At 73.6% G+C, this 20,828-nt stretch carries 14 protein-coding genes and 1 pseudogene; 7 read left to right on the forward strand and 8 right to left on the reverse strand.

Annotation, left to right across the window (positions count from 1 at the left end; all coding sequences use genetic code 11):
* Window positions 1-77: 77 nt before the first annotated feature.
* A complete protein-coding gene (locus ACH4PY_RS32665; RefSeq protein WP_398191408.1) occupies window positions 78-1,517 on the forward strand; it encodes an MFS transporter in 1,440 nt (479 codons plus the stop codon).
* Window positions 1,518-1,623: 106 nt separating this feature from the next.
* On the opposite strand, the gene ACH4PY_RS32670 is transcribed toward ACH4PY_RS32665, so the two are convergent.
* From ACH4PY_RS32670 to ACH4PY_RS32685, 4 genes and pseudogenes are all read right to left on the reverse strand, one after another.
* Window positions 1,624-4,479: a DUF6493 family protein gene (locus ACH4PY_RS32670; protein WP_398191411.1), complete on the reverse strand. Its 2,856-nt coding sequence runs from the start codon at window positions 4,477-4,479 to the stop codon at window positions 1,624-1,626.
* Window positions 4,476-5,864, reverse strand: coding sequence for an SWIM zinc finger family protein (locus tag ACH4PY_RS32675; protein WP_398191634.1), 1,389 nt, complete (start codon window positions 5,862-5,864; stop codon window positions 4,476-4,478). The genes ACH4PY_RS32670 and ACH4PY_RS32675 overlap by 4 nt, the downstream gene beginning before the upstream one ends.
* Window positions 5,865-6,023: 159 nt before the next feature.
* A pseudogene (locus ACH4PY_RS32680) lies at window positions 6,024-6,251 on the reverse strand (MFS transporter); the annotation flags it as partial.
* A 146-nt stretch (window positions 6,252-6,397) separates the two neighbouring features.
* Window positions 6,398-7,210 (reverse strand): hypothetical protein, encoded by an 813-nt coding sequence (locus ACH4PY_RS32685; RefSeq protein ID WP_398191414.1) that lies wholly within the window; start codon window positions 7,208-7,210, stop codon window positions 6,398-6,400.
* A 78-nt stretch (window positions 7,211-7,288) separates the two neighbouring features.
* Here ACH4PY_RS32685 and ACH4PY_RS32690 point away from each other — a divergent pair, with 78 nt between their 5' ends.
* From ACH4PY_RS32690 to ACH4PY_RS32700, 3 genes are all read left to right on the forward strand, one after another.
* Window positions 7,289-7,579 carry a hypothetical protein gene (locus tag ACH4PY_RS32690; protein ID WP_398191417.1) on the forward strand — a complete coding sequence of 97 codons (291 nt, stop codon included), beginning with the start codon at window positions 7,289-7,291 and terminating at the stop codon, window positions 7,577-7,579.
* Window positions 7,580-7,684: 105 nt separating this feature from the next.
* Window positions 7,685-9,571, forward strand: a complete 1,887-nt coding sequence (locus ACH4PY_RS32695) for an alkaline phosphatase D family protein (RefSeq protein ID WP_398191420.1) — start codon at window positions 7,685-7,687, stop codon at window positions 9,569-9,571.
* A gap of 354 nt (window positions 9,572-9,925) precedes the next feature.
* Window positions 9,926-13,243 carry a GH92 family glycosyl hydrolase gene (locus tag ACH4PY_RS32700; RefSeq protein ID WP_398191637.1) on the forward strand — a complete coding sequence of 1,106 codons (3,318 nt, stop codon included), beginning with the start codon at window positions 9,926-9,928 and terminating at the stop codon, window positions 13,241-13,243.
* A 378-nt stretch (window positions 13,244-13,621) separates the two neighbouring features.
* Here ACH4PY_RS32700 and ACH4PY_RS32705 read toward each other — a convergent pair whose 3' ends face one another.
* The 3 genes from ACH4PY_RS32705 to ACH4PY_RS32715 form a co-directional block, all read right to left on the reverse strand.
* The gene (locus ACH4PY_RS32705; protein ID WP_398191423.1) at window positions 13,622-14,038 is read right to left on the reverse strand and encodes a DUF6221 family protein; all 417 of its coding nucleotides are present in this window, start codon (window positions 14,036-14,038) and stop codon (window positions 13,622-13,624) included.
* Window positions 14,039-14,212: 174 nt separating this feature from the next.
* Window positions 14,213-14,929 (reverse strand): G1 family glutamic endopeptidase, encoded by a 717-nt coding sequence (locus ACH4PY_RS32710; RefSeq protein WP_398191426.1) that lies wholly within the window; start codon window positions 14,927-14,929, stop codon window positions 14,213-14,215.
* 227 nt (window positions 14,930-15,156) lie between these two features.
* Window positions 15,157-15,474 carry a Smr/MutS family protein gene (locus tag ACH4PY_RS32715; protein WP_398191429.1) on the reverse strand — a complete coding sequence of 106 codons (318 nt, stop codon included), beginning with the start codon at window positions 15,472-15,474 and terminating at the stop codon, window positions 15,157-15,159.
* A 271-nt stretch (window positions 15,475-15,745) separates the two neighbouring features.
* Between ACH4PY_RS32715 and ACH4PY_RS32720 the strand changes: the two genes are divergently transcribed.
* The gene (locus tag ACH4PY_RS32720; RefSeq protein WP_398191432.1) at window positions 15,746-15,868 is read left to right on the forward strand and encodes a hypothetical protein; all 123 of its coding nucleotides are present in this window, start codon (window positions 15,746-15,748) and stop codon (window positions 15,866-15,868) included.
* A gap of 358 nt (window positions 15,869-16,226) precedes the next feature.
* Window positions 16,227-18,851: a PA14 domain-containing protein gene (locus ACH4PY_RS32725; protein ID WP_398191434.1), complete on the forward strand. Its 2,625-nt coding sequence runs from the start codon at window positions 16,227-16,229 to the stop codon at window positions 18,849-18,851.
* Between the two features lie 148 nt (window positions 18,852-18,999).
* Here ACH4PY_RS32725 and ACH4PY_RS32730 read toward each other — a convergent pair whose 3' ends face one another.
* Window positions 19,000-19,848, reverse strand: coding sequence for a LysR family transcriptional regulator (locus ACH4PY_RS32730; RefSeq protein WP_398191437.1), 849 nt, complete (start codon window positions 19,846-19,848; stop codon window positions 19,000-19,002).
* Window positions 19,849-19,951: 103 nt separating this feature from the next.
* Here ACH4PY_RS32730 and ACH4PY_RS32735 point away from each other — a divergent pair, with 103 nt between their 5' ends.
* Window positions 19,952-20,695: an SDR family oxidoreductase gene (locus ACH4PY_RS32735; protein WP_398191439.1), complete on the forward strand. Its 744-nt coding sequence runs from the start codon at window positions 19,952-19,954 to the stop codon at window positions 20,693-20,695.
* The last annotated feature ends 133 nt before the right edge of the window (window positions 20,696-20,828 follow it).

The following is a 20,828-nucleotide window of genomic DNA, read 5'->3' on the forward strand; positions in this document are numbered from 1 at the left end:
CCATGTAGGACAATGTCTGTCCTACATGGCTCATAGCGTAGGGCCTGTCAGCGAACGAGGCAGGCAGGAGCCCAGGAATGAATACCGAGCGCAGGCGCTGGATCGCCCTCGCCGTGGTGATGACGGCGAGTTTCATGGATCTGGTCGACGCGACCATCGTCAACATCGCCGTCCCCAGCATCCAGCGCGACACCGGCGCCGGCTTCAGCGCGGTGCAGTGGATCACCGCCGGTTACGCCCTGGCGTTCGCGGTCGGCCTGATCACCGGCGGGCGGCTGGGCGACATCTACGGCCGCAAGCGGGTGTTCCTCCTCGGCACCGCGGGCTTCACGGTGGCGTCGCTGCTGTGCGGGCTGGCCGCCAACCCCGAGATGCTGGTGGCGACCCGCATGCTGCAGGGCGTGACGGCCGCGCTGATGGTGCCCCAGGTGCTGTCGATCATCCACGCGACCTTCTCCGGTGAGGAACGCGGCAAGGTCTTCGGCATGTTCGGCGCGATCATCGGACTGGCGGCCGTGACGGGCCCGCTGCTCGGCGCGCTGCTGACGCAGTGGAACATCCTCGGGCTGGAGTGGCGGCCGATCTTCCTGATCAACCTGCCCTTCGGGATCGCCGGACTGCTCCTCGGCCGCCGCTTCATCGACGAGTCGAAGGCCCCGCAGGCGCTCCGGCTCGACCTGGTCGGCGTGGCCCTGGCCACCGCGGGACTGCTGCTGCTGATGTACCCGCTGGTCCAGGGCCGGGAGAACGGCTGGCCGCTGTGGGGGTACGCGGTGATGGCCGGCGGGCTCGCCGTCCTCGCGGTGTTCGTCCGCTACGAGCGGGCCAAGGCCGCCAGGGACGGTTCGCCGCTGGTCGAACTGGTGCTGTTCCGGGCGCGCAGCTTCGCCGCGGGCATCGGCGTCCAGCTCGTCTTCGGCGCCGCGTGCGGCATCTTCTTCCTGGTCTGGACGCTGTACATGCAGATCGCCCTCGGCTGGTCCCCGCTGCACGCCGGGCTCACCGGACTGCCGTTCACCGTGGCGTGCTCGGCCTCGGCCGGTATGTCGGTCCAGCTGCTGGTGCCGCGCTTCGGCCGCCTGGTGCTCCAGGCCGGGGCGCTGGTCACCGCCGTCGGCGCCCTGCTCTACATTGGGACGGCCGCCCGGTACGGGCACTCCGTCCACTCGTGGCAGATGGCCCTGCCGCTGGTCGTGATGGGCCTGGGCATGGGCATGATCTTCTCGCCGCTGACGGACGCGGTGCTGTCCGATGTACCGCAGGAGCACGCGGGCTCGGCCTCCGGCCTGATCAACACCACCAACCAGCTGGGCAACGCCTTCGGCCTCGCGCTGGTCTCGCTCGCCTTCACCGGCTCGACCCCGGTGCGCGCGTTCGAGCACGCGATGCTCTGGATGGTCGGCGCGCTCGTCGTGGTCGCCGTTCTCATGACGGCCCTCCCCCGCCGCGCCGCCCGCACGGCCGAAGCCGCCGCGCCCGCGGCCGAGGCCGCCAAGGCGCCCGCCCTGGCGGGCTGACACCCGCGGCCGACCGGGCCCGCCGTGGCCGGGAGACCCTCCCGGCCACGGCGGTTCGCGTGGTCACCGCCGGGCGGCCCGGCGCCGCTCCTGCCGTGTGCGGGCGTCAGCCCCGGAGGATCTCCCGGAGCCGCTTCGCCTCCTTCGCCACCCGCGCGGGCCGGGCCAGCGCCGCCAGGGCGTCGATCTCGGGTACGTCGGCGCGTATGCGGGCGGTCGCGGCGCATTCCGCGCCCAGCGCCAGCAGGTCCGGCAGTCCCCTGCGGCCGGGGTCCGCGGCGACGGCGGCGGTCAGGGCGCGGACGACGTCCCACACCTGTGCGCAGGCCCCGGCCCGGGCGGCGTCGCCGAGCGCGGCCACGAAGCGGTTGGGCCGGGCGATGCCCTCCTGCCACAGCGCGGCGAGGGCGGCGCCGAGCGCGGGCGCGTCCAGGCGGCCGCGCGCGGCCAGCGTGAGCAGCGCGTCGACGGCCGCGGTGCGGCTCTCCCCGCCCGCCGCCGTCAGGACGTAGCCGAGGGCGAGGTGCACCACCGGGCCGGGGGCGCCACTCGCTTCCGCGAGCAGCGGCAGTACGCGGTCGGCTTCGTTCGGCGCGCCGGTGCCGGCCTGGCGGAGGAGCCGGGGCAGCGCGTGGGCGGCGATCAGCTCCGGGTGGTGGGGGACGATGCCGGGCCACGCGCCGACCAGGTCGTCCGTACCCGGGTCCGTCCGGGGCCACAGGTACGAATCGGGCCGCAGCGGGTCGGGGGTCTGCGCCAGGACGAAGGCGAGCGTGCCCGCCCGCGGGGGGACGGCCGCGGTCATGAGGGGCGCGACACGGGGCACGCTGACCTCCTGGCCCCAGCCCTGCGGTATCTCGGGGCTCCCCAGCGGCTGGGTGTGGAATCCGGTGAGGACCGGCAGGACGACGCGTGCCCTCTTCCGTCCGGCCAGGGCCCGTACGCGTGCGGTCAGGTCGGCGCGCGCCGCGGCGGGAATCCTCAGCAGGGACTGTTCGAGGTCGTCCGGCCAGGGCCGCACGGAGTCGGCCCGGTAGCGGTCCAGCCGCCCGGCGAGCACCTCCGGGTCGATCGAGCCGTCCGCCGCCGTGGGTGTGGCGAGCAGGAACGGCGCCCGGCGGGAGGGCAGTCGGCCGGCGATCTCGTGGATGCGCCGGACCGGTACCTGGTTCACGCTCGTGAAGCGTTCACGGATCAGGTAGCGGTGTGCCTCGTGCGCGGCTCGCGCGGGGCGCCCGGCGAGGACGTCCATGAGGCAGGCCAGGGCCACGCTCACGACGGTCGCCGACCAGCCGGTGACCCCCGTCCGGGCGGGGCGCCGGGCGGCGAGGGGCGCGAAGGCGGCCGCGACCGCGGCTGCGTCGGCGTGGTGCAGGGCCACCGCGCCCTCCAGCACCCGCTCCAGCTCCATCGGTTCGACGCGGCGCGCGGCGAGGAGTGCCGCGTACCGCTCGGCGAGTTCGGCCGGTGAGGCGACCGCCGGGGGCAGTCTGCGGTCGGGCACGCCGGGGAGCCGCGGGGGCTCCGCCTCGGCGGCCCGCTGCTCCCCCAGCAGGCGCGCGGCGTCCCCCCGCAGGGCCGCGTCGAGCGACCCGGCGGCTTCCCGCAGTTGCTCGCGCACCTCGGGGCCGGCGAGCGCGAGCCGGCGGGCGGCGAGGCCGAGCGCCCGTTCCTGGACGGACGCGGCGGGGTGACCGAACGCGAGCGCCGCGGTGGCGACGAGCTCGGGGGCCCGCGCCGGATCCCGGCGTACGGCCCTGTCCATCCAGCCGAGCTGGGTCGTGGCGAGGGCGGTCTCGGGCCGGGTGAGGACGGCCGCGCACAGCTCCGCGAAGTCCGCGGGCTCCAGACGGCCCGCGGCGTCCAGGTCCTTGAGGAGTTTCTGGGCCGTCCTGGCGACGGTTCCGGCGCCGTCGGCGGCGAGGCGGACGTACATGCCGGCGCGGGCGGCCGTCTCGTGCGGGGTCGGGGCGATCCGGTCGTGCAGCGCCGTGAAGCCGCGCAGTGTGCCCGGACGGTCGCCGCGCAGCAGTTTCGCCAGGCAGAGGTCGAGCAGTTCGTCCCGGTCGAGGACGCCTTCCGCGGCGAGCGCCGCCAGCGCCGTGGGCCAGTCGTTGTCGGCGCCGAAGTGCACCGCGTAGCGGTCGGCGAACTCGGCTCCGACGCCCTCCACTTCGAAGAGCCGCGGGAGGAACTCGCGCAGCCGCGGTTCGGCGCGCAGCCAGGCCAGCAGCGTCCTGGGGTGCGGCTCCGGCTGCGGCTCCGGCTCCGGCCGGAACTGGACCGCGGGCCGTTCCCACGTCTGGTGGTGGCGTCCGTAGCGGATCAGGCTGCCCTCGGAGACCCAGCCGCGGATGAAGCCGTCCGTCGCGGGCAGCCGCGTGCCCGACCGTACGGCCAGACCGTAGGTGACCAGCCAGGGCGCCAGGCCCTGATCGGTCGGCAGCCATGCGGCCAGCCGGAGGGCGAGGTCGCGCTGCCACGCGGGATCGCGGTGGTCGAGCAGCAGCAGGTCGAGGATGTCCCGGGCGTCCACGCTCCGCGCGCCGCCGCCGGGGAGCGGCCAGCTCGTGGTGAACAGCCCGCGCTGCGTCAGCCAGCCGAAGGCCTGGTGCGGGGTGGCCGAGCACAGGATCCCGGCGACGTATGTCGCGGCCACCTGGTCGTAGGCCTCGACGTATCTCCCGGTCTCGGACATGTCCCGGCGCAGCCGGACGCGCAGCGCCTTGACGTGCGGCTGCAGATGCCGCAGCCGGGACACCGGGAAGGGCGCGAGGCGCGCGACGACCCGCTGCGGCACCTGGCCCGCGATGAGGGCGCGAAGCTCGTCCCACTCGACCGCGGGGCCCTCCGCCGCGGGGCCCTTCGCCGCCCCGGCAGGTGCCGCCGTGGCTGTCGTCCGCGTCGTGCCCGTCGTCACCGTCATAGCCGTCGTAGCCCCCGTACCGTCCACCGTCGTCATGCCCCTGCCCCTGTCCGTACCGTGCCGCCGACCGACTCCCGCCCCCGGAGCGCGAGCTGCACTCCCAGGACGTGCTTGCAGGGGCCCCGCCCGCCCCCGTACCGGGCCCACCACTCGCAGGTGCAGGACCAGCCCGCCCGGGTGCGGCGGACGTGCTGCCGCCCGTCGTCGACCGTCGCCGATCCCTCGGCCCCGTCCCATGCCGTGAGGCGTACACGGCCCTCGGCGACGAGGGCGCGGGCGCCGCCCAGACGCGGGTTGCAGCGTTCCACCGCCTCGGCGTCGAAGGGCAGTTCGCGGTGGAAGTACCCGGCCTCCGCCGGGCAGTACCCGATCCGTCCCGCCCCGGCGAGCACGGCCAGCGCCGCCCGCACCCGCTCCTCGGTGAGCCCGCACCGCCGCGCCAGCTCCCGTACGTCGATCCGGGCCTGCCAGGCCAGGCACTCGCCGACCGCGACGGCGTCCCGCTCCTCCTCCGCCGGGAGCATCCCCTGGAGGTTCGCCCCCTCGCCGGAGAAGCCGCGGGCGTTGTCCGGCGAGAGCACCAGCAGCAGCCGCATCCCCGGCAGTTCGACCTCCCAGGCCCCGGCCTGCGGCTCCCCGCCGGGCGCGGGCGGCGGACCGTACAGCGTCAGCGCCCGCGCGAAGCGCAGCACCCGCGTGAGCGCGCCCAGCCGCTCCGGTCCGGGCAGGCACACCGCTCCGGGGACCGGCCGGGACGTCAGCCGCAGCGCGCCGCCCGCGGCCACCGCCCACTGCGCCGGGCCGGATCCTCCGCGCGGCAGCGACCGCAGGAAGCGCACCGCGGCCGCGGCGGGGACGCGCGCCCGCTCGTCGAATCCGGCCAGGACCGCCTGGACCTCGCCGAATCCGCGGACCCACCGCTCCGGCAGCGCCACCTTGCGCTCGACGACCGGCTCCCGGCTCGCCGCGGCGCGCACCTCCAGCTCCTCCGGCCCGACCCGCAGGTGCAGCGCCTCCCCCGGCCGGACCGCCGACAGCGCGTCCCGCAGCGGCAGGTTGACGTCCACATTGGTCGTCCCGTACCCGGTCACCCCGTCGAGGCCGCCCGCCAGCACCTCCAGCTGCGCGTAGACGCCCCCGCACGCCGAGAACGACTCGAACCGCAGCCGGTCCCCGTGCCCGGTCACCACCGGGTCCAGCAGTCCCGACCGGCGCCGCCGGTAGTCGGCGGCGGCGACGTCCGCGACGGCCAGCAGCGCCGCGGCGGCCTCCTGCGGATACCGCAGGGCCCCGGCGAAGAACCGCGCCTCCCCCGACCACCCGTCCGGAGTCACGGCGCCGGACGTGGCCAGCCGCAACTCCCCCTCGGAGGAGAGCGTCGAGGCCCCGCGGTAGGCGTACGTCTGCGTCAAGGTCGGCATGCGGCAGAAGGTATCGGCCTGCTCTGACAACCCGGTCCCACGGCCGGGAGCACCACCGTGGCCGGGGTTCGCCGCGCGGGCCTCACACCGAGCGCAGCCCCTTCTCCTCGGCCGCCCGCGGGACCTGACGCTCCTTCCGCCCGGCGCGGGGCACAGCGACGCCCCGGCGAAGACCACCAGCCCGCCCGCGAACACGGTCCGGTGCCCGAAGCGGTCGCCCAGCGCGCCCGCGATGAACATCAGCGTGGCGAAGGCCAGGGTGTACGACCCCGTCGCCCACTGCAGCTGACCGGGGTCGGCCCCGAGTCCGCGGTCCGAAGTTGCGGCCGAGCCGGTTTCCTGCCCTCGGCTGTCCGGTCCCGTCCGCCGGACGGGCGGATGAGGCAACTGCCGCCCACGCGGCGCTCCAGCCGGAACAAGGCCGTTTGACTTCGGTGAAGGCCGGCGCGGCGCTGCCGTCCGGGCTCGGGTACAACGCCAACCCCTACGTCGGCTTCACCCCGCCCTCCGCCCTCCGGGGCGGGCGGTGACGGCTACCGCGCGGTCTCGTAGGCGGCGACGTTCCGGGAGACCGCGGTGAGCAGCGGCTGCAGGCGGTCGACGAGCTGCTGGTAGTCGCTCGTGCGGCCGTCCGACCACTGGGCCGTCCCGATCACCATGGCCCGTACCTGGCCGGTGAAGGACTGCACCATGCCGCTGTCGGCGGGCAGGGTGGGCAGGCCCGACCCGGGTGGCGGGGCCTGGGCGGCCACCTCGTAGTCGTCGACGGCCAAGGTCAGTTCGGTCACCATCTTCAGCATGTCCTGCGGCTCGTTCATCGTGAACACCGCCAGGTTGAACTGGTCGTCGTGCGCGTCCTTGTAGAGGGCGACCTCCTCGCCGACGCAGCCCGCGCTCGCGTCGATCATGGCGATCAGCCGGGGTCCGACCGAGTCGGGTGCGGTGCAGGACGGCATCGTGACCATGGCCACCCTGGTGAACGTGTCGGCGCCGCCCGCGACCTGTTCCGGGAACGCTTCCGCCAGCGGGACCGTCGCCCGTACCGAAGCGGGGTTCACGGTGGAGGCCGCGGGGCTCGGCGCGGATGCACGCACGGCGGGGGCGGTCGCCGCGACGGCCGTGTGGGGCGAGGGGCCGGCCGGCCTCAGCACGAGGACGGCCGCGACCGCCGCCGCCACCGCCGAGGCCCCGGCGACCCACGGCAGCGTCCGCTTCCGCCTCCGGGCGGGGGCCGCACCGGGCACGGGGGCGGTGGCGGTCTCCCTGGCGAAGCGCAGGACGAAGTCGTTCCACTCGTCGTCGCTTATGTGACGGTGACCTGCGGGCATGTCGTCGTTCGTCGGCACGGGGGAACGGTAGTGGCCATCACCTCCGGGCGCCTCCGGCACGAGGTCACAGCATGATCACTTTCCGGCCGAACGTGTTTGCGGGAGCACCGGCATCCCCAGCCCCACCACCCGTACACCGAGGGCAGCACCGGCCACCCCTCCCACCACACCGCCCAGAACGGCTCGTCCGTGGGCTCACCGCAGATCAGCTCGTTCAAGGTCGGCCGGACCGCGCACCTGGGCCAGTGGGTCGCCGGCGGCACGGTGCCCGTCACCCAGGGCGTCATCACGGTCGTCCTGCACGACCGGGGCATCGGCTGCGGCAGCTACGACAACGCCCACCACGCCGCCGCCGAGGTCGAACCGTCGTGCACCGCGTCGTCCTGACCGCGGCGCGCATCCCGGGGTGTTCCACCGCTGTTCCCGCCGCCTGCGCCCGCTGTTCACCACGGGTCCGATCCGGTATTCACCCGCCGCTGGCACGTTCCGCTCGTGACTCCTTCCTCTCCCGGCCCCGTGACCCGCCGCAGCACGCTCAAGGGCGCGGCCGTCACGGCAGGCGCGCTGGCCTTCGCCTTCTCCGCCCGTTCCTTCGACGCCGAGGCGGCCGCCGCGCCCGCCCACAAGGGCGTGTTCGGCTACGGCGTCGCCAGCGGTGACCCGACCGGCACCGCGGTCGTCATCTGGACCCGGGTGACCCCGCCTCGCCGGGGCCCGAAGGACCCGGTGGCGACCCCGGGCAGCGGCCTCGGCGCCCGCACGCACGTGACCTGGGAGGTGGCGCGCGACCGCCACTTCACCCGGGTCGTCCGGCGCGGCGACCACCTCACCCACCCCGACAGCGACCACACCGTCAAGGTCGACGTCGAGGGGCTGAAGCCGTACACCCGGTACTTCTACCGCTTCAGGGCGGCGGGCGAGACCAGCCCCGTCGGGCGCACCCGGACCGCCCCGGACGTCCCCGGCAGGTCCCACGCCCTCCGCTTCGCCCTGGTCACCTGCTCGAACTACACTGGCGGCTACTTCACCGCCTACCGGCAGATCGCCACCCGCGACGACCTGGACTTCGTCCTGCACGTGGGCGACTACATCTACGAATATCCCAACGGCCCGGTCTCGGACGCCTCCGACCCGGACGGCCGCTACGGCCCCGCCGAGCTCGTCGGCATCCGCGACGCCGAGCCCGCCAACACCCTGCTGACGCTGCGGGACTACCGGCTGCGCCACGCCATCCACAAGGCCGACCCCGACGCCCAGGCCGCCCACAACGCCCACCCGTGGATCACGATCTTCGACGACCACGAGGTGGCCAACAACGCCTGGGACACGGGCGCCGAGAACCAGGCCGCGGGCACGACCGCCGCGCAGTTCCAGCAGCGCCGCGAGGCGGCGTACCAGGCGTACCTGGAGTGGATGCCGTTCCGTCTGCCCGACCAGAGCCGGCGGGTGCCGCACCGGGGGACCCGCTTCTTCCGCCGCTTCACCTTCGGCACGCTCGGCTCCCTCTCCATCCTGGAGACCCGCCAGAACCGCAGCCGCCAAGTCGAATTCCCGGGCTTCACCGGCCAGGGCGGCGGCTTCATCCCGACCGCGCTGCCCGGTCTCACCGACCGGTCCGACGCGGCGCTGGCCGACCCCGCCCGGCACCTCCCCGAGCCGGAGCAGCTCGCGTGGCTCAAGGCGGGCCTCAGGTCCGACGACGGCTGGCACCTGATCGGCAACCAGGTCGTGCAGACACCGGTCCGCTTCCCCGCCGCCGCCCTGGCCCCCGCCGCGATCAAGAGCAACGGCGGTCCGCTGCCGGACACCGCGCTGCTGGTCAACTCCGATCAGTGGGACGGCTACCAGGCCGACCAGGCCGCGGTCACGGCCGCGTACGCCGCCTCGCCGGGCGACGTCGTCGTCCTCACCGGCGACATCCACTCCTCGTGGGCAACGGAGATCCCCGCCACCGCCGGGGCCACGGCGCCGGGCACGACCGGCTACACCCCGGCCGCCGTCGAGTTCGTCACGCCGTCCGTGACCTCGGACGGCTTCTACGAGCAGGTCGCCCCGCAGCTCCAGGCCCGCAACCCCGCGGTCACCCCCGAGGAGGTCGTGGCCACCGTCGAGCAGTTCATCGCCTCCTCACGCCAGGTCAACCCGTGGGTGCGCTACCTCGACGGGGTCGGCCACGGCTTCACCGTGCTGGACGTGACGAAGGAACGGGTCCAGGCGGACTTCTACCTCACCCCGACCCCGACCGGCGCGCAGCCGGACCCCCGGGTCGTCCCGACCGCCGTCCCGGTCTACCGCACCAGCTGGCTCACGGCGAAGGGCACCAGCACCCTGTCCCCGGCGAACACCCCGGTCGGCCCCCGCGCGGACAACCCCGCGTAGCACCGCCCCCGGTGCGGGCCCGCGTTCGGGGGCCCGCACCGGGCCGTGCCGGGGCCGTGCCCGGCGCCGTCCCGGGTACCGGCCGACGGTCGGGCCGGTCGCCGCGACGAGCGCCTCACCGCCTTGCCGGCCCGCCCGTCGCGAACAGCGAAGAGCGAACGGCGAAGAGCGGCAAGGATCTTGACAACGTTGTAAAAGCCGGAGGAGCATCACTTGCCGGTCCGATGACAACGTTGTCCGTCTCGGCGGGCGCCCCACCACCCTCCGGGGCGCCGCTCCTCCCCCGTACGTCCGAAGGGCAGGAAAGTGTCAGCCAGATCCTCCTCCTCCGATTCCTCCCGCGGAAAACCCCGTCTGCGGCGCCGGGTCCTCACCGCGGCCACCGCCGTCACCGCGCTGCTGGGCCTCGGCCTCGGCGCCCAGACCGCCGCCGCGGCCGCACCCGGTGCCGCACCGGCGGACCCGGCCTCGTACGTCAACCCGCTGATCGGCAGCTCGAACGCCGGGAACACCTATCCCGGCGCCGTCGTCCCGTTCGGCATGCTCGCCTGGAGCCCGCAGACCTCGACGGGCAACCAGTTCTCCACCCCGGCCCCGGGCGGCTACCGCTACGACGCCACCCGGATCCGCGGTTTCAGCCTCACCCACCTCAACGGCGTGGGGTGTTCGGGTGCGAACGGCGACATCCCGATCATGCCGTTCGTCGGTGACGTGACCTCCTCGCCGAGTTCCGACACCCGCGACGCGGTCTACGCGAGCACCTTCTCGCACACCGCCGAGACGGCGCAGGCCGGTTACTACAAGGTCGCCCTCGACAGCGGCGCGACCGCGGAGCTGACCACCACCGCCCGTACCGGCACCGGTGAGTTCGGCTTCCCGGCCGACCGGCCCGCGAGCATGCTGCTGCGCACCTCCAACTCCGAGAGCGGGAGCAGCGCCGCCACGGTCAGCATCGACGCGGCCACCCGTACGGTGACCGGCTCCGTCGACGCAGGCAACTTCTGCGGGCCGCAGAGCGCCAACAACCGGCACGACACCTACACCCTGCACTTCACCGCCCAGTTCGACCAGCCCTTCGCCAAGACCGGGACCTGGACCGACGGCACGCTCGCCGCCGGGTCCACCTCCGCCTCCGGCGGCACCGGCTACAACAGCAGCGGCAACCCCACCGCGGGCAAGGGCTCCGGCGCCTACGTCACCTTCCCGGCCGGCACCCGCGACGTGCAGGTGAAGGTCGCCGTCTCCTATGTGAGCGCCGACGGCGCCGCCGCCAACCTCCGTGCGGAGAACCCGCCGTCGCGCTCCTTCGCCTCGGTGCGGGACGCCGCGCGGCGGGACTGGAACACCGCGCTGCGCCGCGTCGCGGTCTCCGGCGGCACCCCCGACCAGTTCAGCACCTTCTACACCGCCCTGTACCACTCGATGCTGGAGCCCACGCTCACCAGCGACGTGGACGGGCGCTACCTCGGCGGCGACCGCGCGATCCACCGGCTCACCAGGGGCCAGCAGGCCCAGTACGGCACCTTCTCCGGCTGGGACCAGTACCGCGCCCAGGTGCAGCTGCTGACGCTCCTCCAGCCGCGGGTCGGCAGCGACTACGCCCAGTCGCTCTTCAACTACGCCGACCAGCGCGGCGGTGAGTGGGACCGCTGGCTGCTGGAGAACGGCAAGACCAGCGTCATGTCCGGCGACCCCTCCGACGCGGCCCTCGCCGGCATCTACGCCTTCGGCGGCCACGACTTCGACGTCAAGGGCGCCCTCGCCTCGCTGGTCGAGGCCGCGACCGTGCCGACCGCCAACGACTCCGACAGCTCCGGCTGCAACGTCGAGTGCGTCGGCCAGCGGCCCGCGCTGGACCAGTACCTGAAGCTCGGCTACGTGCCGTCGGACAACTGCCACTGCTGGGGCGGCGCCGCCGAGACCCTGGAGGACGCGGCCGCCGACTTCGGGCTGTCCGAACTCGCGGGCGCCGTGGGCGACAGGTCCGCGCAGAAGGCCTTCGCCGAGCGCAGCGGCAACTGGACCAACGTCTTCGACCCCAACGCCACCGCGCAGGGCGGCTACATGCGCGACCGCGGCTCCGACGGCTCCTGGGCCGGCGCCACCTTCAGCCCGGGCACCGGCAACGGGTTCGTCGAGGGCAGCAGCGCCCGCTACACCTGGATGGTCTACTCCGACGTGGCGGGCCTCTCCCGGGCGATGGGCGGCGACGACACCGCGATCCAGCGGCTCGACGCCTTCTTCCGCGCCCCCGACGGCAGCTTCGACTTCTCCGCGAAGGACGCCACCCGCTACGACCCGACCAACGAACCCGACATCAACGCGCCCTACCTCTACGACTACCTCGGCGCGCCGTACAAGACCCAGCAGACCGTCCGCGCCGAGACCGACCAGCTGTGGACCAACACCCCCGGCGGCATCCCCGGCAACGACGACGCCGGCACCATGTCGTCCTGGTACGTCTTCTCCGCGCTCGGCCTCTACCCGCAGGTGCCCAGCCGCGCCGACCTGGTGCTCAGCACGCCGGTCTTCCCCAAGGCCGTGATCCGCACCGGCACCGGCCGCACCATCACCGTCAACGCCCCCGGGGCGTCGGCGAAGAACATCTACATCCAGCACCTGCGCGTCAACGGCGGCACGTCCGACAAGCCCTGGGTGCCCGCCTCCTTCACCACCCGTGGCGGCACCCTCGACTACACGCTCGGCGACACCCCGAACACCCGCTGGGGCAGCGCCGCCCAGGACGCCCCGCCGTCCTTCCGCACCGGTGAGGCGCCCTTCTTCGCGGCCGCCTCGCCCACGTCCGTGAAGATCGAACCCGGCAGTTCCGCGCCCGCCTCGCTCGCGCTGTCCACGATCCAGGACAAGAAGACCAAGGTGTCCTGGAGCGCCACGGCCCCGGCGGGCATCACGGTCTCCCCCGCGCGCGGCACCGCGATCGTGTCGGCGAAGGCCGCCACCACCGCGAAGCTCACCGTCGACGCCGCCGCAGGCACCAAACCCGGTGTGTACGCGGTGCCGTTCACCCTCACCGCCCAGCACGGCGCCACCGCACCGACCGTGTGGCTCAGCGTCACCGTGGGCGTGCGCGGCTCCGTCACCTGGTACGTGAACAACAACGGCATATCCGCCGACGACAACGACCCGAAGGCCGACTTCGACGGCGGCGGCTGGAGCTACTCGGCGACGGCCCTCGCCGGAGCCGGGGTCACCCCGGGCGGCACCGTCACCGCCGGCGGCTTCGACTTCACCTGGCCCGACGTCGCGCCCGGCGCGCCCGACAACATCGTCGTGGGCGGCGGGGACCAGGTCCTCGACGTCTCGAAGAGCGCGGCCGGTGCCACGAAGCTCAGCCTGCTCGGCAGTGCCGCCTTCGGCGACACCTCCGGAACCGTCACGCTCACCTACGCCGACGGCTCCACCCAGCAGGCCGAGATCGGCTTCAGCGACTGGACGCTCGGCGGCGGCGGGGGCACCCCCTCCTTCGGCAACACCGTCGCCGTGCACACCGCCTACCGTGACGTCATGGGCGGCTCGACCGACCCGGTCGGCACGGACGTGTTCGCCACCGCCCCGATCGTCCTCCAGCCCGGCAAGCAGCTCGCGTCCGTGACGCTGCCCGCCACCACACAGGGCGGCGACATGCACGTCTTCGGCATCGCCACCGCGTGACGCCCCCGCCGGCCTGACCCACCCGCGCCGCCCCGCCCCGGTCCGACCCCGGCCGGGGCGGCGCGCCGTCCAGGCACCGCGGAACCGCTCACCCCCTCCGCACCGGCCACCGCCTCGGCCCGTCCGTACGCCCTGGGCCTCCCCGAGCTGGACGTGGCCCTCCCCGTCTACCCCGACGGCCCCGTCGTCCTCCACCTCCCCGCCCGCCTGCCGTCCCCTCCCCCGGCACGACGGCACACCTCCGCCTCACCTACGGCGCCTGCTCGACCACCGAGGGCTGCCTCGTCCCGGTCCGCGACCACCCTCTGACGCCGGCCCTTCCGTGCGGCTGGCCCGCCACGGGGGCCGTCACGGCGTCACGTCCGGCAGAGCCCTCGATCAGTCGCGTCCAGGCGCCTCGGCCTCGGGGACGGGCGGCCGCCGAAGGGGGTGGTCGGGGCGGCCGGCGCAAGGCGACGCGAGGTCGAGGAGGTCGTCGCACGGCCACGGATCGCCGTCGTACTGGCAGTCGTCGCGGTCGTCCCAGGGAAGTTCGGGATCGCCGACAGCCGGGCTGAGTCCATGGCGGGCGAGAACCCGCCGCTTGGCCTCGACCTCCCGCAGGACGCGCGACGGGTCGTGCAGCGCCACATGGAGAGCGATCGCGGGCGGGAGGCCCGCGCGTTCCTCCCGGCCGAAGTCGACCGTGTCCGTGTGCCCGTCCGCGGTCCACTCCCCGCCGCCTTCGCAGCGTCGGGCCAGATCGGCGTCCTCGTCCAGCCGTGCGTGAAGGAACGTCACCAGTTCTCGGCTCACGGGGTGATCCTGGACGACGCGCGGCGTCCGATCACCTGATTTCCGGTACGGGCAAGGCGGGCCGGCGCGTCACGCAGAGCGCGCGCATCGGCACCTCTCCCGGGGGCGCGGGTGCCGGGCCGCACAGCCGGGCTTCGTGCGCTGGGGCGGGTGAGCGCCCCAGCGCGGGGACGGCTACTCCCGGAGGTACGTCTCGCTGAAGCTGGTGCCGCTGGAGCCGAGCGCGCCGGTCCGGGCCTCGTAGGCGCCGTTGGAGGGGTCGAGCGCGACCGGGCTGAAGGATCCGAGGGAGCTTCCGTTGACCGTGGCCGAGGTGAAGTTGAGGGTGCCGAAGTTCGGGTAGGCCCCGGTCGGCGACTCGATGATGACCTCGGCGCTGAGCCGCTGGGCGGACAGCGACTTGGTCGTGGTGTAGGTCCAGCCGCGGGTGGAGTCGGTGAGCTTCAGGGTGTACTTGTTGCTGGCGGCGTAGGTCACCGAGGCGGTGATGTGGTCGCCGGCCGACACCGGGTACGAACTGAGGCTCAGGTAGACCGGGTTGGCCGGGTACATCTCGTACCAGGCCTGGTGCACGGGCCGGCCGCTGGAGCAGTCGGTCGCCACGCCGGTCTGCTCCACGGTGGACGAGCCGTAGCCGTCGATGCCGACCCAGGGGGCGTAGAGGTCGTCGGTGGAGTTGCAGGTCGCGTTCGCCTCGGTCCAGGCCGCCGAGACCGAGGTGAAGCCGCTGCCCGTGGCGGCGTATCCGCCCCAGTTGTAGCCGTTGATGTTGTAGTGCAGGGGGCGGAAGGACAGGGCCGGTGCGGCAGCCGCGCCGATCGGCACGGCGGTAGCGGCGAGGGTGGCCGCCGCGACCGCGACGGTGGAGGCGCGGGTCAGGAATCTGCGCATGCTGGCTCCTTCGTGGGGGTTCAGAATGCTCAAGGCGCCGCCCCTGGGCCGCGTGGGGAACGCGAGGCGGCAGTACAGATTCACCGATAGTCATGCACCTGTCAATACACCCTCGATGCGGAGCGTCGCCGAACCGCCACACCCGCGAACGGCCTTGGGCGCACGCCCGGACACCGCAGGCGGGACCGCCACCAGGAGCGGGACGCGGCCCGGCCCCGGGGGCGCGCTCAGCGCATGTGCACCAGGATCCGCCCGGGGTTGTCCGGATCGACCTCCACCCGCGCGTAGAGCTTCCTCAAGTGCGCCTGCCCCAGCGTGGTCAGCACCCGCTGCCGGAGCGCGCCCGTCCCCTTGCCCGGGATGACCTGCAGCACGTCCTCCCCGGTGGCGGCGGCCCGGAACAGCGCCTGACGCAGCGCCACGTCGAGGGACCGGTTGTTCCGGAAGATCGGATGCAGATCGAGGGTGATCAGGGCGACCGCCTCCCACGGGTAGCCGTACGGCCGCAGCCTACGGCAGGCACGGCGCGGCGCGACCGTGCCCACCCACGCCCGCCGCCGTACCGGCCGCCCCGGGCGGCGTCCGGAGCGACCGCGCGGCAAGCGCGCCATCGCCGTCGCCGTCGCCCTCGCCGTCGCCGTCGCCGTCACTGCCGCCGACGCCCCGGTCCGATCCCCCGGAGGGAGAAGCCCCTTTGCCGTGCTCACGGCCCGCGGATTCCTGCGCGAGGGGTGGACACGGTCAAAGGACCGTGCTCTCATAGTCGCGATGTTTTCAACGTTGTAAGACCGCTGGTGCGGCTGGGGCGCCAACGGCATGTGGAACCTCGTTTTCGTCGAACTCCCGCTGACCGCCGGGCAGAACGTCGTCACGTTCGGCAAGGGCACCTACTACGCCGAGCTGGACTTCGTGTTCGTCGAAGGCGGGCCGGTGTCCTGACGCCGGTCCGCCCCCTCACGCCGCGGCGCCGCCCGGTCCGTCCGGAATTTCCGGCAGGCCAGAAAAATCGGGGCGCCGCGGAGCGATTCATGTCGCGTGTTTTCCACCCACCGTGACGGAATCTCATTCGATGCTGCACGGAGTCGCGCTCCGGCATGCCCCGTGAGCGCCGCGCAGCCGATCCGTCCTCGACAATCACCGCGCGGGGGGTAGACGTCACCCCGGGGTCCTGCTTTCATCCTTCCCGGTCAAAGTTTCCAACGTTGGAAAACTGGCGGAGGCCCACATCTCCGCCAGTCCTGCACGCCGGTTCCTCCCACGGAGAGGTGTATCCGCAGTGAGATCAGGCATATCCCGCATGCCGAGAACACACCGATTGGCCGCCCTGGTGCCGCTGCTGCTGGGCGCGGCACTGATCACCCCGGCCACCGCCGGAGCCACGCAGACGTCGGCCGCCGGCACGTCCGCGGCCCCGGCCGCCGACGCCCCCCAGGGCCTGCGCGCCGACTACTACCTCAGCTCCGACGCCACGTCGCTGGACTTCGCCCAGTACAGCAGCACCGGTGTCGAGAAGTCCCTCAACGTGCCCGACCTGCTGCCGACGCTGCGCGACAACGCGGGCTCCACCCTCAACGTGGCCGCGCACTGGACGGGCCGGCTCGACGTCCCGGCCGACGGGACGTACACGTTCTACATCAAGGGCGACAACGGCTTCCGGATGTCGCTCGACGGGGCGAGTGTCATCGACCACTGGACGACCGACTGGGACGTGCAGACGCAGTCCGAGCCGGTCACGCTGACCGCCGGCCTGCACAGCCTGGCGTTCGACTACAACCAGGGCAACGGCGGCGCCTACATCACGACCGAGTGGTCGGGCCCCGGGATCAGCCGGCAGGCGATCCCCGACTCCGCGCTGCACCTGCCGGAGGGCTTCGCCCCGCCCACCGTCGACGCCGCGGTCACCTCCTCGGGCAAGACCGCGACCGTGCAGCTGCCCGGCCCGGTCGCCGCGCTGCCGCCCGACCTCGGCAAGCACCTGGCCGTCATCGCGGGCAGCAGTCGGTGGACGCCTGACATCGATGTCAACCCCGCCGACCGCTCGCAGCTGCTGCTGACCGCGGGCGCTTCCGACATACCCGCCGCGCTCAAGTCGAAGGTACGGGTCAGCTACGACGGGCAGGGCGGCCTGACCACCTCCGCCGGGCCCGTCCCGCTGTTCTCCGGCCTGGCGGTCAACAACTCCACCTGGTACTTCGCCACCAAGTGGGCCAAGGACGTCAGCCCGGCCAACGCCCTCCCGGACTACCCCCGGCCGCAGCTGACCCGCGACCGGTGGCAGAACCTCAACGGCACCTGGCAGTTCCAGGCCACCGACGCGAACGCCCCGCTGCCCACGAGCACGCTGAGCGGCTCGATCCTGGTGCCCTACCCGATGGAGGCGCCGCTGTCCGGCGTCGCCGAGCACCACGACTGGTCGCTGTACCAGCGCACGTTCTCCGTCCCGCGGAACTGGAAGGTGGGCTCGGGCAGCCGGCTGCACCTGAACTTCGGCGCGGTGGACTACGAGGCCTGGGTCTACGTCAACGGCAAGCAGGTGGCCCACCACGTCGGCGGCTACGAGGCGTTCACCGCCGACGTCACCGACGCCCTGGCCGGACGCGGGCCGCAGACGCTCACGCTGAAGGTCAAGGACACCACCGATCCCAGCACGCCGACCGGCAAGCAGTCGCGTGACCCCAGCGGCATCTGGTACACCCCGTCCTCCGGCATCTGGCAGACCGTCTGGATGGAGCCGGTGGCGCAGGCGAGCATCGACTCGCTCGTCCTGACGCCGAACCTGTCCGACGACACGCTGGCCGTCACCGTCCGCCCGGCCGCGGGCACCCCGGCCCGGTCCCTGGTGAGCGCCACCGCGTACGCGGGGAACAAGCCCGTGGGCACGGTCGTCGGCACCGTGGGCGGGAAGCTCACGCTGCACGTCCCGCACCCGCAGCTGTGGAGCCCGGACCACCCGTACCTGTACGACCTCAAGGTCCGTCTCACCGACGGCCGTTCGTACGACGAGGTCGGCTCGTACTTCGGCATGCGGTCGGTCTCCGTCGCCCAGGTCGGCGGCGTGAACAAGATCGAGCTGAACGGCAAGCCCACCTTCCTGCTGGCCAACCTCGACCAGGGCTTCTGGCCGGACGGCATCTACACCGCGCCGACCGACGCGGCGCTCAAGTCCGACCTGGAGCTGGACAAGCAGCTCGGCTTCAACACGGTCCGCAAGCACATCAAGGTCGAACCCGCGCGCTGGTACTACTGGGCCGACAAGCTCGGCCTGATGGTGTGGCAGGACATGCCGAGCCGCAACGAGGGTCCGGGCGCGAGCGCGGCCGACGACAAGGCCTTCGACGACCAGGTCCACGCGATCGTCGACCAGCACATCAGCACGCCGTCCATCGTCGTCTGGACCATGATGAACGAGGGCTGGGGCGAGCAGTCCAAGGAAGCCACCGGCGCGCTGTCCGACGCGGTCGAGCAGCAGGACCCGAGCCGTCTGGTGGACTCCGCCTCCGGCGTCAACTGCTGCGCCTCGCAAGGGGACTCGGGTCGGGGCGACATGATCGACTACCACGTCTACCACGGCCCGGCGTTCCCGTCCCCGGACGCCACCCGGGCCGCGGTGGACGGTGAGCACGGCGGCTACTCCCTCAACGTCCCCGGTCACATCCTGGGTGTCTCCGGCGGCCAGAACTACGGCGGTGACGCCTCCACCGTCGCGGAGCTGACCCAGGACTACGTCGACAACACCAGCCAGCTCGTCCCGGCCGCCGCCGGCAACCTGTCCGGCTCGGTCTACACCCAGCTCAGCGATGTCGAGGGCGAGCTGAACGGCCTGACCACGTACGACCGCGCGGTCGTCAAGGTCGAGCCCGGCCCGGTCCGCGCCGTCAACCAGCGGCTCATCGCGGCGGGCGCCGCAGCGGGCACGCAGTAACCCCCACCCCGCACCACCGGGCCCGGCGGCACACCCCATGTGCCGCCGGGCCGCCCCGTGCCACCGCCGTACGACCGCATCCGCGGGCGCGGCTCGGGACGGGGCCCGCGTACCTGACGGCGCACGGCTGACCGCCGGCGCCCTCGCGTCACAGGGCGGTGGCGGCGCGGACCAGTCCCGCGACCGCCGTCGAGCGGCTGTGCGGGGGCCAGGCGATGACCGTGGTGACGTGGGGGGCGTCGGGGACCGGTACGGCGGTGAGGTCCTCGCGCACGCCGGTGAGGCCCGACTCCGGGACGATCGCGCAGGCCCGGCCGAGGGCGATGAGCTGGGTGAGCTGGGTGTGGTCGCGCACCCGCGGTCCGGGGCCGTCCGGGAAGGTGCTGTCGGGGCGGGGCCAGCGGGGCAGCGGCAGACCGGGAAGCCCGGTGACCTCGGCGAGCCGCACATGGGGGCGGTCGCCGAGCGGGTGGCCCGCCGGGAGGACCGCCACCTGGCCCTCGCGGTGCAGGTCCTCGGTGTCGAAGCCGGACGTGTCGTCGAACGGCCGGTGCAGCAGCGCCACATCGGCCCGTCCGTCGTGCAGCAGCCGCGTCTGCTCGCCCGGCCCGCACAGCACGACGTCCACGGCGACGGCGCCGGGCTCGGCGGCGTACGCGTCGAGGAGTTTCGCCAGCAGTTCACCGCCGGCCCCCGCCTTCGCGGCCAGGACCACGGTGGGGCGGCCGGTCGCGGCGAGGGCGGCCCGGCGGGTGCGCTGCTCGGCGGCCTCGACGGCGTCCAGCACGGCCTGCGCCTCCCGCAGCAGCACCTCCCCCGCCGCGGTCAGGGTGACACCCCGGCTGCCGCGCTCCAGCAGGAGGGCGCCCAGGCGCCGTTCGAGCCCGCCGATCGCCCGCGACAGCGGAGGCTGGGCGATCCCGAGCCGCTGCGCGGCCCGCCCGAAGTGCAGCTCCTCGGCGACCGCGACGAAGTACCGCAGCTCACGTGTCTCCACCCCGCCAGCCTAACCGGGCGGGCCTGGGGCGATACCCGGGCGGTATCGCCGTCCACCGAGTCGGTCTTGGACGCCCTTCCCGGCAGGGAGAAACATCGGTGCCATGAGTGAGACGAACACCGGGAACCACCCCAAGGTCGCGCTGGTGACCGGGGCCAACAAGGGCATCGGGTACGAGATCGCCGCCGGGCTCGGCGCCCTCGGCTGGTCCGTCGGCATCGGCGCGCGGAACGAGGAACGGCGCGCGGCCGCCGTGGACACGCTGCGCGCGGCCGGGGCCGACGTCTTCGGCGTACCGCTGGACGTGACGGACGACGCGAGCGTGACCGCGGCGGCCCGCCTGGTCGAGGAGCGGACCGGGCGCCTGGACGCGCTCGTCAACAACGCGGGGATCACCGGGGGCGGGCCGCAGGAGCCCACCACGGTCGACGTGAACCGGGTACGGGCGGCCGTGGAGACCAACGTGATCGGCGTCATCCGCGTCACCAACGCCTTCCTGCCGCTGCTGCGCCGCTCGCCGTCACCGCGGATCGTGAACGTCTCCAGCAGCGTCGGCTCCCTCACCCTCCAGACCGCGCCGGGCGCCGAGGTGGGCCCCATCGCCGTCGCGTACTCCCCGTCGAAGACCTTCCTCAACGCCGTCACCGTGCAGTACGCCAGGGAACTGGCCGGGACGCCCGTCCTGATCAACGCCGTCTGCCCCGGCTACACGGCGACCGACCTCAACGGCTTCCAGGGCGTGCGCACCCCGCAGCAGGGCGCGGCCTGCGCGATCCGCCTGGCGACCGTACCGGACGACGGACCGACGGGCCGCTTCTTCGACGACGAGGGGGAGGTGCCCTGGTGACACGTCCCCGGTCGGGGCCGCCCCGAGGTGAGCACACCGCGCGTCCGTGACGCAAGGCCTGCTCACGTCGCTGCCCGTCCCCGGCGGTGTACGGGCGCTGGCCGTCGGTCCGGACGGCGCAACGGCTCCGACG

It is taken from the genome of Streptomyces sp. NPDC021224 (assembly GCF_044332905.1).
Taxonomy (GTDB): Bacteria; Actinomycetota; Actinomycetes; order Streptomycetales; family Streptomycetaceae; genus Actinacidiphila.

Coding starts and splice junctions, on each gene's coding strand:
- ACH4PY_RS32665 (WP_398191408.1), top strand. CDS start 78: ATGAATACCGAGCGCAGGCGCTGGATCGCCCTCGCCGTGGTGATGACG.
- ACH4PY_RS32670 (WP_398191411.1), bottom strand. CDS start 4,479: ATGACGACGGTGGACGGTACGGGGGCTACGACGGCTATGACGGTGACG.
- ACH4PY_RS32725 (WP_398191434.1), top strand. CDS start 16,227: ATGCCGAGAACACACCGATTGGCCGCCCTGGTGCCGCTGCTGCTGGGC.
- ACH4PY_RS32720 (WP_398191432.1), top strand. CDS start 15,746: ATGTGGAACCTCGTTTTCGTCGAACTCCCGCTGACCGCCGGGCAGAAC.
- ACH4PY_RS32735 (WP_398191439.1), top strand. CDS start 19,952: ATGAGTGAGACGAACACCGGGAACCACCCCAAGGTCGCGCTGGTGACC.
- ACH4PY_RS32710 (WP_398191426.1), bottom strand. CDS start 14,929: ATGCGCAGATTCCTGACCCGCGCCTCCACCGTCGCGGTCGCGGCGGCC.
- ACH4PY_RS32675 (WP_398191634.1), bottom strand. CDS start 5,864: ATGCCGACCTTGACGCAGACGTACGCCTACCGCGGGGCCTCGACGCTC.